Origin of the sequence: Rahnella inusitata, from assembly GCF_003263515.1 — a bacterium.
Lineage (GTDB): Bacteria > Pseudomonadota > Gammaproteobacteria > Enterobacterales > Enterobacteriaceae > Rahnella > Rahnella inusitata.
The window spans coordinates 124590-142162 of the sequence record NZ_JYDE01000019.1 but is presented as its reverse complement, the minus strand read 5'-3'; the positions used below and the strand labels follow the sequence as shown (position 1 = coordinate 142162).

At 57.1% G+C, this 17573-nt stretch carries 18 protein-coding genes; 8 read left to right on the top strand and 10 right to left on the bottom strand.

Features of this window, described 5'->3' with window-relative positions:
* Window positions 1-112 precede the first annotated feature (112 nt).
* From greB to TU92_RS12450, 6 genes are all read left to right on the top strand, one after another.
* Window positions 113-586 carry a transcription elongation factor GreB gene (greB, locus tag TU92_RS12475; RefSeq protein ID WP_120078239.1) on the top strand — a complete coding sequence of 158 codons (474 nt, stop codon included), beginning with the start codon at window positions 113-115 and terminating at the stop codon, window positions 584-586.
* Window positions 587-708: 122 nt separating this feature from the next.
* A complete protein-coding gene (locus TU92_RS12470; RefSeq protein WP_112167545.1) occupies window positions 709-3042 on the top strand; it encodes a Tex family protein in 2334 nt (777 codons plus the stop codon).
* A gap of 413 nt (window positions 3043-3455) precedes the next feature.
* The gene (gene feoA / locus TU92_RS12465; protein WP_112167544.1) at window positions 3456-3680 is read left to right on the top strand and encodes a ferrous iron transporter A; all 225 of its coding nucleotides are present in this window, start codon (window positions 3456-3458) and stop codon (window positions 3678-3680) included.
* A 64-nt stretch (window positions 3681-3744) separates the two neighbouring features.
* On the top strand, window positions 3745-6063 hold the full coding sequence (feoB, locus tag TU92_RS12460; RefSeq protein WP_112167543.1) for a Fe(2+) transporter permease subunit FeoB: 2319 nt from the start codon (window positions 3745-3747) through the stop codon (window positions 6061-6063).
* A gap of 8 nt (window positions 6064-6071) precedes the next feature.
* A complete protein-coding gene (locus TU92_RS12455) occupies window positions 6072-6311 on the top strand; it encodes a FeoC-like transcriptional regulator (RefSeq protein WP_112167542.1) in 240 nt (79 codons plus the stop codon).
* Between the two features lie 70 nt (window positions 6312-6381).
* A complete protein-coding gene (locus TU92_RS12450) occupies window positions 6382-7302 on the top strand; it encodes a LysR family transcriptional regulator (RefSeq protein WP_112167541.1) in 921 nt (306 codons plus the stop codon).
* Window positions 7303-7307: 5 nt separating this feature from the next.
* Here TU92_RS12450 and mdcH read toward each other — a convergent pair whose 3' ends face one another.
* From mdcH to bioH, 10 genes are all read right to left on the bottom strand, one after another.
* Window positions 7308-8243, bottom strand: coding sequence for a malonate decarboxylase subunit epsilon (mdcH, locus tag TU92_RS12445; protein ID WP_112167540.1), 936 nt, complete (start codon window positions 8241-8243; stop codon window positions 7308-7310).
* A 21-nt stretch (window positions 8244-8264) separates the two neighbouring features.
* A complete protein-coding gene (locus TU92_RS12440; RefSeq protein WP_112167539.1) occupies window positions 8265-8891 on the bottom strand; it encodes a malonate decarboxylase holo-ACP synthase in 627 nt (208 codons plus the stop codon).
* Between the two features lie 19 nt (window positions 8892-8910).
* On the bottom strand, window positions 8911-9873 hold the full coding sequence (locus TU92_RS12435) for an AEC family transporter (RefSeq protein ID WP_112167538.1): 963 nt from the start codon (window positions 9871-9873) through the stop codon (window positions 8911-8913).
* 188 nt (window positions 9874-10061) lie between these two features.
* Window positions 10062-10877 (bottom strand): biotin-independent malonate decarboxylase subunit gamma, encoded by an 816-nt coding sequence (gene mdcE, locus TU92_RS12430; protein WP_112167537.1) that lies wholly within the window; start codon window positions 10875-10877, stop codon window positions 10062-10064.
* Window positions 10874-11716 carry a biotin-independent malonate decarboxylase subunit beta gene (locus tag TU92_RS12425; protein WP_112167536.1) on the bottom strand — a complete coding sequence of 281 codons (843 nt, stop codon included), beginning with the start codon at window positions 11714-11716 and terminating at the stop codon, window positions 10874-10876. The genes mdcE and TU92_RS12425 overlap by 4 nt, the downstream gene beginning before the upstream one ends.
* The gene (locus tag TU92_RS12420; RefSeq protein ID WP_112167535.1) at window positions 11706-12008 is read right to left on the bottom strand and encodes a malonate decarboxylase subunit delta; all 303 of its coding nucleotides are present in this window, start codon (window positions 12006-12008) and stop codon (window positions 11706-11708) included. The genes TU92_RS12425 and TU92_RS12420 overlap by 11 nt, the downstream gene beginning before the upstream one ends.
* Before the next feature lie 20 nt (window positions 12009-12028).
* Window positions 12029-12904 (bottom strand): triphosphoribosyl-dephospho-CoA synthase, encoded by an 876-nt coding sequence (locus TU92_RS12415; protein WP_112167534.1) that lies wholly within the window; start codon window positions 12902-12904, stop codon window positions 12029-12031.
* Window positions 12905-12909: 5 nt separating this feature from the next.
* Window positions 12910-14571 carry a malonate decarboxylase subunit alpha gene (mdcA, locus tag TU92_RS12410; RefSeq protein WP_112167533.1) on the bottom strand — a complete coding sequence of 554 codons (1662 nt, stop codon included), beginning with the start codon at window positions 14569-14571 and terminating at the stop codon, window positions 12910-12912.
* A 308-nt stretch (window positions 14572-14879) separates the two neighbouring features.
* Window positions 14880-15149, bottom strand: coding sequence for a YdgH/BhsA/McbA-like domain containing protein (locus TU92_RS12405; RefSeq protein WP_112167532.1), 270 nt, complete (start codon window positions 15147-15149; stop codon window positions 14880-14882).
* A 230-nt stretch (window positions 15150-15379) separates the two neighbouring features.
* Window positions 15380-16150: a pimeloyl-ACP methyl ester esterase BioH gene (gene bioH, locus TU92_RS12400; RefSeq protein ID WP_112167531.1), complete on the bottom strand. Its 771-nt coding sequence runs from the start codon at window positions 16148-16150 to the stop codon at window positions 15380-15382.
* 46 nt (window positions 16151-16196) lie between these two features.
* Between bioH and gntX the strand changes: the two genes are divergently transcribed.
* Entirely contained in the window at window positions 16197-16880 is a 684-nt protein-coding gene (gntX, locus tag TU92_RS12395) for a DNA utilization protein GntX (RefSeq protein ID WP_112167530.1), read from the top strand.
* Between the two features lie 103 nt (window positions 16881-16983).
* Window positions 16984-17559 (top strand): Fe-S biogenesis protein NfuA, encoded by a 576-nt coding sequence (gene nfuA / locus TU92_RS12390; RefSeq protein WP_112167529.1) that lies wholly within the window; start codon window positions 16984-16986, stop codon window positions 17557-17559.
* Window positions 17560-17573: the final 14 nt, after the last annotated feature.

Sequence of the window (17573 nt, the reverse complement as noted above, 5' to 3'; positions counted from 1 at the left end):
CGTAGCATCCCGTTGGATTTTTCGGCCAATTTCTGCGCTGTCAGCCATGCGATTGTGTGAAACAATGCTGCAGGAATTTTGGAATACACACGTGTGGAAGGCGACAGGTAGCATGAAGACCAAACTCATTACCCGCGAAGGCTACGACAAACTCAAAACTGAACTGGATTTCCTGTGGCGCGAAGAACGTCCGGAAGTCACCAAAAAGGTCACCTGGGCCGCCAGTCTGGGCGATCGCAGCGAAAATGCCGATTACCAGTACAACAAAAAGCGCCTGCGTGAGATCGACCGCCGCGTGCGCTATCTGACCAAATGTCTGGAGCAGCTGCGGATCGTCGATTACTCGCCGCAGCAGGACGGCAAAGTGTTCTTCGGCGCGTGGGTGGAAGTGGAAAACGACGATGGCGACATCAAACGTTTTCGCATTGTCGGCTACGATGAAATCTTTGGCCGCCGCGACTATATTTCTATCGACTCCCCGATGGCGCGTGCGCTGCTGAAAAAGGAAGTCGGTGACAGTCTGGTGGTCACCACGCCGGTCGGTGACGCGACCTGGTACGTCAATGACATCGAATACGTCAAATGATCAGCTAACTCTCAAAACGTGAGGCACATCGTCCTGACGGCTGGCATTTTCAGCCTTCAAACCGTATAACTGTGCCCCTGCTTTTTACGTCACTCACTAACGAAAAAACTGATACCAGACTTATGAATGATCAACTGAGCCGCATTATCGCAAGTGAATTGCAGGTTCGCCCGGAGCAGGTTGCTTCCGTGGTGCGTCTGCTGGATGAAGGTAATACCGTGCCGTTTATTGCGCGGTATCGTAAGGAAGTCACCGGTGGGTTGGATGATACCCAGCTGCGTCAGTTGGACACCCGTCTGGGTTATCTGCGTGAGCTGGAAGACCGCCGCCAGACCATCCTCAAATCCATCGAGGAACAGGGCAAACTGAGCGACGATCTGGCTAAAGCGATCAACACTACGTTGAGCAAAACCGAGCTGGAAGACCTTTATCTGCCGTTCAAACCGAAGCGCCGCACGCGCGGGCAAATCGCTATCGAAGCCGGACTGGAACCGCTGGCAGAATTACTGTGGAACGATCCGCATAAAGAGCCTGACGCAACGGCTGCAAAATTTGTCGATGCCGATAAAGGCGTCGCCGACACGAAAGCCGCGCTGGACGGCGCGCGCTACATCCTGATGGAACGTTTCGCCGAAGATGCTTCGCTGCTGGCGAAAGTCCGCGACTACCTGTGGAAAAATGCACATCTGACTTCGCGCCTGGCCGAAGGCAAAGCGCAGGAAGGCGCGAAATTCAGCGACTATTTCGATCATCACGAACCGATCGCCAAAGTCCCGTCGCACCGTGCGCTGGCGATGTTCCGTGGCCGCAACGAAGGCGTCTTACAGCTGGCGCTGAATGCCGATCCACAGCACGACGAACCGCCAAAAGAGAGCTACGCCGAACAACTGATCATCGATCATCTTGGCCTGCGCCTCAATAACGCACCGGCTGATGTCTGGCGCCGTGCGGTGGTTAACTGGACCTGGCGCATCAAAGTGCTGCTGCACCTCGAAACCGAGCTGATGAGCACCGTGCGTGAACGCGCCGAAGACGAGGCGATTAACGTTTTCGCCCGCAACATGCACGATCTGCTGATGGCCGCCCCGGCCGGTATGCGCGCCACGATGGGTCTCGATCCGGGCCTGCGTACCGGTGTGAAAGTCGCGGTTGTGGATAACACCGGCAAACTTGTGGGTATCGATACTGTTTATCCACATACCGGTCAGGCTACAAAAGCCGCACAACAGGTCGCGGCGCTGTGCATTAAACATAACGTCGAACTGGTGGCGATCGGCAACGGGACGGCTTCCCGCGAAACCGAACGCTTCTTCATCGAGCTGCAAAAACAGTTCCCGGCGGTGAAAGCGCAGAAAGTTATCGTCAGCGAAGCCGGGGCATCGGTCTATTCCGCCTCCGAACTGGCGGCGCTGGAATTCCCGGATCTCGACGTGTCCATTCGCGGTGCGGTATCTATCGCCCGTCGTTTGCAGGATCCGCTGGCCGAACTGGTGAAAATCGACCCGAAATCCATCGGTGTCGGCCAGTATCAGCACGACGTCAGCCAGTCACAGCTGGCGAAAAAGCTCGATACCGTGGTGGAAGACTGCGTGAACGCCGTGGGTGTGGATCTCAACACCGCGTCCGTGCCGCTGCTGACCCGCGTGGCCGGTCTGACCCGCATGATGGCGCAGAATATCGTCAACTGGCGCGATGAGAACGGTCAGTTCCGCAACCGTGAACAGCTGCTGAAAGTCAGCCGTCTGGGGCCGAAAGCCTTCGAGCAGTGCGCGGGCTTCCTGCGTATCAACCATGGTGACAACCCGCTCGACGCCTCTACGGTTCACCCGGAAACCTATCCGGTGGTGGAGCGCATTCTGGCGGCGACACAGCTGGCGCTAAAAGATCTGATGGGCGATTCGAACGCGCTGCGCGGCCTGAAAGCCAGTGAATTCACCGACGACAAGTTTGGTATGCCGACCGTTACCGACATCATCAAAGAGCTGGAAAAACCGGGGCACGATCCGCGCCCTGAGTTTAAAACTGCAACCTTTGCCGATGGCGTGGAAACCATGAATGACCTGATGCCAGGCATGATCCTTGAAGGTTCGGTCACCAACGTGACTAACTTCGGCGCATTTGTGGACATCGGCGTTCATCAGGACGGGCTGGTGCACATTTCGTCTCTGGCAAACAAATTCGTCGAAGATCCGCATACTGTGGTGAAAGCCGGCGATATCGTTAAAGTCAAAGTGTTGGAAGTCGATCTGCAACGCAAACGTATCGCGCTGACCATGCGTCTGGATGAGCAACCGGGCGAAGCGCCGGGGCGTCGTTCTTCCGCGCCAGCCGCAGGTGACAATCGCGATGGGCAGAAACGTCCGACGCAAAACAAGCCAGCGGGTCGCAATGCGGCTCCGGCGGGCAATAATGCAATGGCGGATGCACTGGCCGCCGCAATGGGTAAAAAACGTTAACTTTTACGTTTTAAGCCATTAAACGAAAGCCGCTGAATTTTAGCGGCTTTTTTTATGTACTTTTTTTCGACACTTTTTAAAGTCTCTCCTAATGAATCAATCACTGCGGTAAATCAATAAATCAGAGATTGCACAGGCATAGGATAGCGACGCGGTAGGGACATCCGTGAAGAGGCACGCCTCTTTTCTTTTTGTCTCGCCATGCGTAGTAATTATGATAACTATTTTCGTTTGTACTACTTTGCGTATTCAGTACGCCGTCAGCAATACGCTGGCATTTGCACACCAGGGACAATTTCTGAGCAGTTTTTTTTGCAACATAATTCGCACTTAAGTGGAATAACCGGGCACGGAAGCGCGGCGTAGCTTTGGCAACGCGGCCCCCACAAACCCGATCGCTTCGCGAGGAACTCATGCAACTTCAGTCACAACGTGCTTACAAAATCACCGGCTTTTCTCATGAAATCAGCCCGGCGTACCGCCAGAAACTGCTGTCACTCGGCATGCTGCCTGGGTCGTTCTTCAACATTATCCGCGTCGCACCGATGGGCGATCCGGTGCAAATCGAGACACGCCGCACCAGTCTGGTTGTGCGCAGAAAAGATCTCGATCTGCTCAAGCTCGAAATACTGGCCTGACTTTTTGCGCGGGTCACACTGATCCCCTGCGCGTTTCTCCTTTCTCACACGTAGATCTGAACGTATGAAAGCACTGACCATTGGCCTGATTGGTAATCCCAACTCAGGTAAAACCACCCTTTTTAATCAGCTGACCGGTTCACGCCAGCGCGTGGGTAACTGGGCGGGCGTGACTGTCGAACGCAAAGAAGGCCAGTTCGCCACCGAAGATCATAAAATCACGCTGGTGGATTTACCGGGCACCTACTCCCTGACCACCATCTCCGAACAAACCTCGCTCGACGAACAGATTGCCTGCCACTACATTCTCAGCGGCGATGCCGACCTGATGATTAACGTCGTGGATGCCTCCAACCTTGAGCGCAATCTTTACCTCACACTGCAACTGCTCGAGCTCGGCATTCCGTGCATCGTCGCGCTGAACATGCTCGACATCGCCAAAATCCAGAACATCAATATCGATATCCCGGCGCTGTCTGTGCGTCTGGGCTGCCCGGTGATCGCACTGGTATCTACCCGCGCCTCCGGCATTAAAGAACTGAAAACGGCCATCGACTCGTTGCCTCCGGCCACGACGCTTGCGCGCGTGACCTACCCTCCGCTGCTGCAACAGGAAGTGGACGTGCTGGCCGCCGCCATGCCGTCAGAGATGGCGCTGCAACAACGCCGCTGGCTGGCTTTGCAAATTCTTGAAGGCGATATCTACAGCCAGACCCACGCCGGTAACGCGCAACAGCTGCTGCCGGAAGTGAAAGCGCGGCTGGCAGCACAGGAACTGGACGATCCGGCGCTGCTGATCGCCGATGCGCGCTATCAGTCCATTGCCCAGCTGAGTGCTGAAATCAGCAACTCGCACCTCACCGCGCCGAATAAACTGACGCAGGTGCTGGACCGCGTGATCCTCAACCGTTTCCTCGGCGTACCGATTTTCCTGCTGGTGATGTACCTGATGTTCGTTCTGGCGATCAACATCGGCGGTGCGCTGCAACCGATTTTCGATATTGGTTCCGCGGCGATTTTCATTCAGGGCATGCAGTGGATTGGTTTTACCCTGCACTTCCCGCAATGGCTGACCATTTTCCTCGCGCAGGGCGTGGGCGGCGGGATCAACACCGTTCTGCCGCTGGTGCCGCAAATCGGCATGATGTATCTGTTCCTCTCCTTCCTTGAAGATTCCGGTTACATGGCGCGCGCCGCGTTCGTGATGGACAGGCTGATGCAGGCGCTTGGCCTGCCCGGCAAATCCTTCGTGCCGCTCATTGTCGGGTTCGGCTGTAACGTTCCGTCGATTATGGGTGCGCGTACGCTGGACGCCCCGCGCGAACGCCTGATCACCGTCATGATGGCGCCGTTTATGTCCTGCGGCGCACGTCTGGCTATCTTCGCCGTTTTCTCCGCAGCGTTCTTCGGGCAGGACGGCGCCTCCATCGTCTTCTCACTGTATTTGTTGGGCATTGTGGTCGCCATCCTCACCGGCCTGCTGCTCAAATACACCATCATGCGCGGCGAAGCGTCACCGTTCGTGATGGAACTGCCGGTGTATCACGTTCCGCATCTGAAAAGCCTGCTGTTGCAAACCTGGCAGCGTCTGAAAGGTTTCGTGCTGCGCGCCGGTAAAGTCATCGTCATCGCCAGTATTTTCATCGGCGCACTGAACAGCTTCTCGTTCAGCGGCAACGCGGTGAATAACATCAATGATTCGGCGCTGGCCTCGGTCAGTAAAGTGCTGACGCCGGTGCTCGCGCCGATGGGTGTGCACAATGACAACTGGCAGGCAACCGTCGGTCTGGTAACCGGTGCGATGGCGAAAGAAGTGGTGGTCGGTACGCTGAACACCCTTTACACCGCCGAACACATCACCAATGAAGAATTTGATGCGGCGAATTTTAACCTGGTGGATGAACTGGGCGGCGCGGTGAAAGAGACCTGGCAGGGGCTGAAGGACACGTTTAGCATCAGCGTGCTGTCTAACCCGATCGAAGCCAGTAAAGGCGACGGCGAAATGGGCGTCAGCTCGATGGGCGTCATGAGCAACAAATTTGGCTCAGCGATTTCGGCCTACAGCTATCTGATCTTCGTGCTGCTCTACGTACCTTGCGTGTCCGTGATGGGGGCGATTGCCCGTGAAACCAGCCGCAGCTGGATGACCTTCTCGATCTTCTGGGGGCTGAACGTCGCCTATTCTCTGGCAACGTTGTTCTATCAGGCAGCCACCTTCCGCGATCATCCGGGACACAGTATGACCATCATTCTAATCGTGCTGGCCTTTAACGCGTTGGTGCTTATCGCCCTGCGCAACGCCCGCAGCCGCGTTAGCCTGCATCTGCAACCGCGTAAAGCGGCGGCCTGCTGTGCACCCGCGACCGGCAGCGATTGCCACTAGGAGATATGATGGCCACTCTGATTGAGGTACGCGACAGTCTCGCACTGGCTGGCCGGGCGGATGCCCGCCAGCTTAGTCTGCAACTCAATACCCCGCAGCCACTGGTGCAGGCGATGCTTGAAAGGCTGGTCGCCATGCGCAAAGCCGAAGCCATCGACGCCGACGACAGCTGCCTCTCCGGCGGCTGCAAAAGCTGCGCCGAAGGCAAAAAATGCCTGACGGTCAGCTATCAGCTCATCCCGCATTGATTCGAATCCTTTCTCAATAGCCGCACTGCGGCTATTATCCTCAGGCCGCAACTGCGCCGCAGGAACCCGTATGATCGACAGTGAAATCACTTTCCGCAAACTCGAAATTTTCCTCGCCTACATGGAAAAGCAGAACATCAGCCGCGCCGCCGAACAGCTCGGACTGAGCAGCGTCAGCGTGCATCGTGCGCTACATTCTCTGGAAGAAGGGTTGCGCTGTCCGCTGTTCATCCACAAAGGCCGCAACCTGTTACCACTGCCCGCCGCCGAAGCGTTGCTGGAACACGCCACGCAGGTCATCGAACAGATGGAACACGGCATTCAGGCCACCCAGCGCGCCGCCGGATTTGGCGACAAAAGCCTGAAGCTCGGCACGCTGTATTCCCTGACGCTGGAAACCATTCCGCGCCTCATCATGGGGCTGAAACTGCGCCGTCCGGAACTTGAGCTGGAACTGGTGATGGGCTCGAACAATGATTTGCTGCACAAGCTGGAAGACGGCCAGCTCGATGCCATCCTGATTTCCACCAGCGACTCCAGTATCGACGCCCAACGTTACGATCAGCTGCCGCTTTTTCAGGATGATATTTTCCTCGCCGCGCCTGCCAGTTCAGAAATGGCAACCGAGGGCACGGCGGATTTGCGGGATTTTAAACAGGAAAAATTCGTCTCACTGGCCGAAGGATTCGCGACTTACCACGGGTTTCAGGAAGCATTTCAGATTGCCGGATTTGAGCCGGATATTGTGACGCGGGTAAATGACATTTTCTCAATGCTGAGTCTGGTGCAGGCGGGCGTCGGCTATACGCTGATCCCTGGCCGGATGAAAGGAGTGTATGAAAATACGGTACGTTTACTGCCGCTGGCCGAAGCCTATCAGATGCGCCAGACCATCGCGCTGGTGTTCCCGCACAGCCGCGAGCACGACCCGAACCTGCTCGCCCTCGCAGCCGAAAGCCGGATGTATGCGCTGGCGAGCCGCAAGCGCTGACCCTTTTACCGCTCATTTTCCCGTAACCGCGCTGCGAGACGTCCCGCCACCTGCATCCCGGACTGGCATAACGATAGCGCTTCGCCCTGTTCCATCGCGCGTCGGGTGAGCCCGCTAAGCACCGCGCCGGGGGGCATTTCGAGTGCCAGGCGCACGTCGCGCTCATACGCCGCAACCATCGCGTCACGCCAGTTCACGGTACGTGCCATATTCATTGCCAAATCGTCGGCGATTTTCTCCGGCTGCCAGTAAACGCGCCCGGTGGTGCCACTGAGATAACCACAGGTCGGGCGGGAAATCGTCACATCTTTGAACGCTTCCACCAGTTTTGCGGCGGGTTCATCGAGCAACGCACAATGCGACGGCACGCTGACCGCCAGCCGGTGGGTTTTCTGCGCGCCCTGCGCTTTGGCAAGCGCCATCACTTCCTGCATCGCGGCGTCACTGCCAGCGATCACCAGCTGATCTTCGGCATTGATATTGGCCAGATAGACCGGTGATCCCGCCGTGTTGACCTGCGCCACTAATGCTTCGACTTGATTCTGACGCAGGCCGGTGATCGCCGAGAGGCCAAACCCCTGCGGATACGCCTGCTGCATCAGTTCGCCGCGCAACGCGACCAGTTTTATTGCCTGTGAGAAATCCAGCGCACCGGCGATCACCGCGGCGGGAAACGCACCGATCGACAGGCCGCTGCAAAAATCAGGCTCGATGCCTTCGGCCTGACATTGTTTTGCCCAGATAACACCGGCGGTCAGCAAGCAGAGCTGAACCGCGCGGGTATCGCGCAATGCGTCGGCGGTGTCGAGGAGCAGGACGTCTTCGCCGAGCGCGCGGCTGGCCTGCTCAATAAGGGAGTGCGTCAGGGCATTGTCCGGTAAACGGTGCAGCATCTGCGGTACCTGCGGCCCCTGACCAGGGAAAGTAAAGAGGATTTTCATCGTGCTCCTTGGTGGCAGGCCTCAGCCTGCCAGCGATTGCCACGGGTCACGCACCCGCAACGGGCCGGTGTCAGTTTTCAGCATCACGTCACCGCCACGCAGCCATTCGCTGAGAGCAAATCCGCCTTGTGGTGTATTGATCTGGACATCGGCACGGCACACCAGTCGCTGAAGCCGTTCATAAAATTCGGTGAACTGTGCGCGGCTGACCGGTGCGTCGCAGCGCACCAGCAAATCCAGATCGCTGTCGGCGTGCATCACCGGAAGGTCACTGGCCAGCGCATAGGCGCAGCTGCCCGTCACGCCCCACATGAAAGGCAGCTGCATTCTGCACAACGTAATCAGCGCCTGCACCGGTTGCTGTGAAACAAACGGTGAGTGCAGAAGCACATTGACGTCGCTGACCAGTGATTCCGGCGTCACGACCCGCACGATCGCCGCCGGGCTAACCCAGGCGGCGGCACGCTGAATGCGGGTCAGCCCGCGAATGCCCACCGGGACAGCGCCATCAGCACGTACATCGCGGCGCACCACCAGCGGCAGCGCGGTGCGCCAGCTGCTGTTTACCCACGCGGGTAAGGCGTCGTCGCTGTCGAGCGCGGAGCGGTCAGCGATCCAGATAAAATCATGGGCACGCGGTTGAGACATCGTTCTGCATCCTTTCTTATCAGTGAAGTGAAGCGGTCAGCGTGATAAACAGCGGCAGCGTCACAATGCACAGCACGGAGCTAATCAGCAGAGACGCTTCAGCATCCGGCGACTGCACCCCAAAACGGTTACCGAATACGATACCGAAGAAACCGGCGGACAGCGCAATCATCAGAATTGCCGTCACCGCCACCTGACCGCTCAGGCCAAACGCCAGCACCAGACCCCAGGCGATAAACGGCTGGATCAGGTTTTTCGCGATACAGGATAACAGCACCGGGCCGTTAATTTTCAGCTTACGGGCGGAGAGGATCACACCGGTCAGGAACAGCGCAGAAGCGGTCGCTGACAGACCCAAAGGCTTGATCGACGCCAGGAAAATTTCCGGCATTTTAATGCCAATCGCCGCCAGAATCACGCCCAGCAGCGGTGCCCAGACGATGGGTTTTTTCACCGAACGCCACATCAGTACCGGCAGCAGCGCCAGCGATGAGCCCTGATTTTCGCCGCTTAAACGCGCTTTTTCACGTTCCAGAATCAGCAGACAGAACGGCGTCATCAGCACGGAACCGCAGGCGATGGAAACTGCCACAGACAGCGACGTTGAAGGCGCATCACCCATTACGCTGCTCAGAATAGGCAGGCCGAGCGCGGCATAATTTGGCAGCGCGACGGTCAGCGTCAGCACGGCGGCGTCCTGTGCGGACTTCTTAAATACTTTGGTGCAAATAAAATAGATCGCCGCGTAGGTTATCCACATCGCCAGCACCAGTACCAGAATCAGCGGTGACTGTTCGACAATGCCCGACCACGGTGCTTGTACGGTCGCTGCAAACAGCGCAGCGGGTAAAGCGAAATCCATCACGAAAATATTCAGTAAAGAGACATTCTGGTTATCCACCATTTTCGCTTTCCCGGCATAAAAACCGAGGATCATGATGACGAAAATAGGGGCAAGTGCGTGCAAAATTACGTAAGTCATAGCGAGTTTCCTGAGACAAAAATGAATGCTCAGTCAGCGCCGGTGCGATGGTTTTTTTAGTATGACAGTCCAGTTGCAGACAACAGCAGGCTCGCGCCCTGACGAATCATCAGGGCGGAACCCGCAATGCGGCTGCGTCACGCTGTTTGCAGGTGCGTTACCGGTTGAGACTGAAAGTAGTTAACGAATTACCATTCCTGGCGCATCTGCTGGCGAACGCGCTGCGAACTGGCGCGATTTTCGGCACCCAGACGGTTGCTGAGGCTTACGCCTTCTTTGCGTGCGTCCAGAATGTTTTGCCAGACCGTGTTTTCGACACGGGCGATATCGTCAGGCGTTGCGCTGTCGGGATCAGCGATGTCGAGCAGTTGTGACAGCATTCCCAGCGTGGCGTAGTTTTCGATGTCGTAGGCCATCGGCGGAATGGTCGCCGCCAGTTTTTCCAGCGCGTCCACCGAGCGCAGGGTGATACGTGCGGCGGATTCTTTCCCCATCGCGTGGATCATCACGCCGTTATTCTTGAAAGCGATCAGCTTGTTGGCCTGATAGCCATGCGCCAGAAACGCCCCGGACATCGCCTTACCGACAATCAGCCCGACAACCGGATGCCCGGCCAGACGCGCGCGGGCATAAGCGCCTGCGGCACCGGCCAGCGCCTGATGAATGCCGAACGCTTCTTCGCGACGGCCATACGCCTGACTTGGCACATCAATCACCGCCACGATGGCGCGTTTGGTAGCTGCATTGGCATCGGCGGCAATCACATCGTTGACGACTTTCGCCAGCGTCCAGCCCTCCAGCAGACCGACTTCACCGCCCGCGGCGCGCGGATAATGATTGTTTTTATCGGGCACCACGGCGATAAAACGCACGGCCTGATCGTTAATTTTGCCGTCTGCCGCTTTCACGGAGGAGCACAGCCCGGCCACCGGCGTGGCGTCTTTGGTCAGTTCGGCAAACCAGTAATCACCCCGGCTGACGGTGTTGCTATTAAAAGTGCTCATGCGCGATCCTCCCGGTTAAACAAGGCTTCCGTCACGTCACGGCTGGCCTGCTGCGCGGTGTCAAAACCGGTCAGTTTTGGCAGGTAATACTCATAATTATCAGAACGGTGTGTCACAGGGACGCCTTTTTTGATGAAGGCCAGCACGTTGTCTTTCACTTCAACAAGGGAATCTTTTACCAGCGCATCAACAAAACCGCTGTGATAGCGCACTTCGCCGCCGGTCATACTCCAGATAAACGGGCGGTCGCGGGAATCGTATTCATCGATGCCAGCTTCCTGTTCGATCACCTGCGGGCCGTTCAGGCCGAGGCGTGCTTCACGGGTGACAATCAGATAGCTGCACAACGCGGCGGCAATCGACATCCCGCCGAAGCAGCCGACGGTTCCGGCCACGACGCCAATCACCGGCGTATAGCGGCGTAAATCTACGATCGCGGCGTGAATGTCGGCGATTGCCGCCAGCCCCAGATTGGCTTCCTGCAAACGTACACCACCGGTTTCCAGCAGCAGAACCGCCTGCGTCGGGATACCGTTGCGGTTATCTTCCGCTGCCATTTCCAAGGCAGCGGCCATTTTGGCTCCGGACACTTCACCCATGCTGCCGCCCTGGAAGCTGCCTTCAATCGCAACAACCACGGCGGGCTGGCCGTTGATCTGGCCTTTGGCGACCACCATGCCGTCATCGGCCTGCGGGACAATGCCCTGCGGTTCCAGCCACGGCGACATGATGCGGTCGAACGGCCCCAGCAGTTCGCGGAAAGTCCCGGCGTCCAGCAATTTGCGGGCGCGCTGACGGGCACTCAGCTCGATAAAGCTCTGATCGGCATCAGTTTGCATGCTCAGCCTCCTCAAAGACTTGTTCGATACGCAGACGGGCAACCCCTGGTGTGGCGCCAAAATCATGGATGTCGAGGCGACCTGCCGGTAGTTCGCGCAGGGTGCTCAGACGGTCGAAAAAGTGCTGCCACAGGCTGTGGCTGCCATCGACGGAAGTGGTCACTGAAATTTTCAGCGCCTGTGTGGCGTGGGGTTCATACAGCGCTTCTAAGTCGCCGGAACCCACCACGCCCGCCTGGGCGTGATCTGCCAGCGGCTTGGCCGCCGGGTAACTAAATTCAAAACGTTCCATAACACCTCTTTTTACTGATGTTAGTTAATTCGTATCGTGTGCGGTTCGCTGACGCTGTCGAGAAACAGGGTCGCGGCCAGTAAGTCGGCTGCACCACCGGGCGAGACGTTATCGGCCAGCATCCGGCGTTCCAGACGCCGTAATTGCTGTCTGCCTGCAACCGAGTGCATTCCACCGGCTGCGAGCACCGCCTGCGCGCCCTGATGCATCGCGTGCAGCGCCGGTAAACCACCGCGCGACAGCACGCAGGTATCGGTAAGCCGGGTCATCACCGCCAGTAATGCATCGACCTGCGCTTCGCTTTCACTGGCGCCGCGCGAACGGCTGCGATGCAGCTGCGGCAGCGCGCAGTCGATAATGTGCGGGAATCCGCCCTGCGCCTCTTCGCGCGCGCCGGGCACCTGATAACGCTGCACGGCGTGCGATCCTTTACTGAATTTTTTCGGGCTGAATACGTCGGGCAATGCCGCGATTTTTGCGGCGCGCTGCGCAATGTGCTGCGGCAGCAGGCTTTCCGGCTGCATGGCAACGGCGCTGACCAGCAACCCCATCGCCCAGATAGCGCCGCGGTGCGTATTGACGCCGCCGGTTTCCACCATCATCTGCGCCTCACCTGCACGGCCTAAACGTCCGATGTCCTGACGCAGGGCGATATCCGCCGGGCGCTGCCAGCTGTGTAACGCCAGCGCATAGAACGTCGGGGTCAGGCTGTGCGCCGAACGCACCATCAGATCCAGATTCAAATCCTGATGTGCGCCAGAACTCCGGCTGTCCACCAGCCCCGGTTTCGGGCTAAGCCGCGCTTCGTCGATCAGCGCCTGCGTCGCCGTGTCTGCCAGCCTTTCGGCCAGTTCTTCCGCTGTCAGCACAGCGCCAATCGGTAAAGTCTGCGGCATCAGGATCACCAGCTGCGGAATTTGGCAGGCGGGTTATACAAGCCGCCGGACCAGTCAACCAGATCGCTCACGCTGCCAGCCGCGAGTAAAGAACGGGTGGCGTCGGTGCGGCGAATACCCATGTCTTCCGGGAAGACCACCAGTTCCTGACGGCGCAGGTCGGCAACGCGTTTGGCGTCAACGCCCAGGCCGATATCGGTGATCCCGGCGACCGCCGCAACCATCGCACGGCGTTCTTCCAGAGAGCGGGCGCGATGCAGATAGGCGATCCCTTCTTCGGTCAGGACGTGGGTGACGTCATCGCCATAAATCATCACCGGTGCCAGCGGCATACCGGATTCTTTACCCACATCCACCGCTTCGAGTTTTTCCACGAACGTCGGTTTGCCACCGGCCTGGAAGGTTTCAACCATCTGCACCACCAGCTTTTTACCGCGCGCCAGCGGGTCCGGCTCTTCGATCATATCGAGCCAGGCAGGCGTGGCGTGGCGGCGACCGTGCGGGTCATGTCCCATGTTTGGCGCACCACCGAAACCGGCGAGACGCCCGCGGGTCACGGTGGAGGAGTTAGCGAGGCCATCAACCTGCAAGGTGGAACCGATGAACATGTCCACCGCGTACTGACCGGCCATTTGGCAGAACGCGCGGTTAGATCGCATCGAGCCGTCCCGGCCAGTGAAGAACACGTCAGGACGGGCGCGGATGTACTCTTCCATTCCCAGTTCGCCGCCGAAGCAGTGAACGGTATCCACCCAGCCACTTTCGATAGCGGGGATCAGCGTCGGGTGCGGGTTGAGCGTCCAGTGTTTACAGATTTTGCCGCGCAGGCCGAGCTGTTCGCCGTAGGTCGGCAGCAGCAATTCGATAGCCGCGGTGTTAAAGCCGATGCCGTGGTTTAGCGACTGCACGTTGTGTTTGGCGTAGATGCCTTTGATAGCCATCATCGCCATCAGGACGTGAACCGGTTTAATCAGGCGCGGATCGCGGGTGAACAGCGGTTCGATGAAGAACGGCTTATCGGCCACCACCACGAAATCAATCCAGTCGCCGGGAATGTCCACGCGCGGCAGGTCGGCGTCGTCTTCGACCAGTTCGTTGACCTGCGCAATCACGATGCCGTTTTTAAAGGCCGCCGCTTCGACCAGCGCAGGCGTATCTTCGGTGCTCGCGCCGGTGTAGAGATTCCCTTTGCGATCCGCTTTGAAACCGGCGATCAGCGCAATGTTCGGCACCAGATCGACGTACAGGCGGGAATAGAGTTCGATGTAAGTGTGAATAGCCCCGATTTCCATCTGACCGTCTTCCAGCAACTGCGCAATGCGCAGACTTTGCGGGCCGGAGAAGGCGAAATCGAGTTTGCGGGCAATGCCGCGTTCGAAGAGATCCAGATGTTCGGCGCGGCTGACGCTCGGCATGATCATATGCAAATCATGCAGCTTTTCAGGATTCACTTTGGCCAGTGAGCGGGACAGAAAATCGGCTTGTTTCTGGTTATTCCCTTCCATCACCACGCGGTCGCCGGAGGCAATCAGCGCTTCCAGAACAGGAATAATTTTATCGGTGGGTAACACTTTACCCTCGGCCACGGAGCGGACACTGTCGATACGCCGTTGTTTTTCATTGCGGCGGGTGTCCCACGCTTTCGTGGTCTGCGGATGTTGCGGCATGCCAAACCTCCCTGGGTTGAGCTTGCTGAAGCCTTCCCGACGTAACGAAAAAGAAAGAACGGGGGAAGTTCAGGCAAGTGGCGGTTGCATCACATTTGACCTGTTTAGGTAACGGGTTAAGTGTAGGAATCCACAGGGAACCCATCAATTAAGCGGTCTGACACTTCGTTACTCTAAGAGTAACGATTAAAATTAAATTCGGTAAATCAGGAGGATGTGGAATTCAGAAAGGGAGATGGCGCACAAAATGAGTGGAAATAAAAAGGGATGCGCAGTGGCATCCCTCAGTCAGGTTCAGTTCAACTGTTTTATTTGAAGACTTCAGCCGTTGCAGTGATTTTCTTTTTCTCTTGAGCCGCAATCACAACGTAGTATTTGCCGCCTTTCTCATCAGCCAGTTTGGACAGCTCTTCTTTAGCATCCATTGGTGCGGTGTATTCATTGCTGGTCGTGACCACGCCCAGGCTGGTGTAACCTTTTTCTTTGGCTTCTTCTTTGGAGATCATATCCGCCGCCATGGCGTTGATTGAGAATAACCCGGTCAGCATTGCCGCAACGATAATTTTATTAGTTTTCATGACATTACCTTTAAATTGGATGAATAGTTTTCAAAAAAGCCGTCAGGATATGAACGTAAAGTGTCGTTGCGCTGGCATGACCCTCATGGTTAAACACCAGTAAACTCCCCAGAGACGCAAACAGGCAGGCATAACAACTTACGCTTGCCAGTCACTCCGCCATATCGGCTTAAGTATTGGTCACCTTTGGAAATTATCCAGAAATTTGAAAAAAATATTTACATTACCTTTCATTTTGCAATCAGGAAGGACTCAACAATCGAACAGAAGGCATCCGGATGCGAGATAAACGGCGCGTGTGAGGCCTTGCCCATAATTTCCGAACGCGACTGCGGCCACAGTTCATCCAGCAACGGCACCACTTTGCGCGGCACCAGACCGTCCAGCGCGCCATAAACTCGCAGCAACGGCATGGTCAGCGCGGTCATCGGCTGGCGCAGATCGACGCTGCGTAAAATCTCCAGGCCACCGTTGAGCACCTCTACGCCCGGCATCGGCAAGCCGAGCACGATAGATTTCAGCAGACGCGCATCCTGCCGCGCGCTGTCGCTGCCCAGCGTTTGCAGCGCCAGAAAACGCTCGACGGTGCGCTGGAAATCCTCACTCAGCTGATGCTGGAACCCGTGCAATACGTCGGGGCGGATACCCGGCCAGTCGTCCTGTGCAGCGAAACAGGGCGAGGAGGCGACAGTAATGAGTTTTTCCACCCGCTGCGGCGCTGTCAGCGCAATCTGACTGGCGACCAGTCCGCCCAGTGACCAGCCCAGCCATGCGGCTTTTTCAGGGGCAGCGGCCAGCACGATTTCCGCCATCTCTTCGAGCGTCATCGCGCCAAATCCTTCGCTGCGGCCATAGCCCGGCAGGTCGATCAGATGCAGACAGAAATGCGGCGCAAGCCGCTCGGCGGTGTAACGCCACACTTGTGCATTCAGTCCCCATCCGTGAAGCAGCACAAGATGGCGATCTCCCTCGCCGATTGTCTCCCGGTAAAGCGTGTTCATAGCGTATTGTCCGTGTCTGTCTGAATGGCAAAAGGAATCCGCCACTATGCTAACAATTGCCAGCCGCTGTTGGCTATGCCAGTGTCCGCTGCATCTTGCAGTTCAGGGGATTTGCAGTCTGTGCATGAAAAATCTGCCCGCCATACCGCCCTGCTGCCCGCGCTGCGGATTGCCATGTGCCGCAGCACATTTGGAGTGTGGTCGCTGCCTGCAAAAACCGCCGCCGTGGGATGCGATGATCTTCGCCTGTCCCTATGAAATGCCGGTCAGCGGACTGGTGCTGCGCCTGAAATTCTCGAAACAGCCGGAGCTGGATACCGCCCTCGCCCGCCTGTTGTTACTGCGCTGGCAGGCGCGCTGGCGCGAAAGGTCGTTGCCAAGGCCGGACGTTATATTAAGCGTTCCGCTACACCAGAAGCGCTATTTCTCACGCGGCTATAATCAAAGTGAACTGCTCGCCCGTCCTCTGGCGCGATGGCTGCACTGCGATTTTCTGCCCTATGCCCTGCGCCGCAACCGACGTACACCGCCGCAGCAAAGCCTGACCGAGCGGGAAAGAAAGTGGAATTTGCGCAAGGCGTTTACCTGTCATGAAAATCTGTACAATAAGCATGTGATGCTGGTAGACGATGTGGTCACCACCGGCAGTACCGTGCGGGAAATCAGTAAAATCCTGCGTAAACAGGGAGTTGCTTCGCTGCAAATTGGCTGTATTTGCCGGACGCTGTAAGCTTAAGCACGTGCTGCTAACACTGCGGCAACACGAGGGATGACGGGTAAATGCAAAGGGCGTATTATAACCAACTGGAATAGTCAACTATTGAGCTAATGTTATGATCCTTGTTACCGATGCTGCCCAAGAGCACTTTGCCAAACTGCTGGCAAACCAGGAAGAAGGCACCCAAATCCGCGTATTCGTGATCAATCCGGGTACGCCAACCGCAGAGTGCGGTGTCTCCTATTGCCCACCCGACGCGGTTGAAGCGACGGATACCGAACTGAAGTTCGAGAAGCTGTCTGCTTTCGTCGATGAACTCAGCGCGCCTTATCTGCAAGACGCGGTGATCGATTTCGTGACCGATCAGCTCGGTTCCCAGCTGACGCTGAAAGCGCCGAACGCGAAAATGCGTAAAGTGTCTGACGATGCGCCGCTGATGGAACGTGTTGAATACCAGCTGCAGTCGCAGATTAACCCGCAGTTAGCCAGCCACGGTGGCCGTGTTTCCCTGATGGAAATCACCGATGATGGTATCGCCATTCTGCAATTCGGCGGCGGCTGTAACGGCTGTTCAATGATTGATGTCACCCTGAAAGATGGCATCGAGAAAGAACTGCTGCAAAACTTCCCAGAGCTGAAAGGCGTTCGCGATCTGACCGAACACCAGCGCGGCGAACACTCATTCTACTGATCAACCGTTGATCG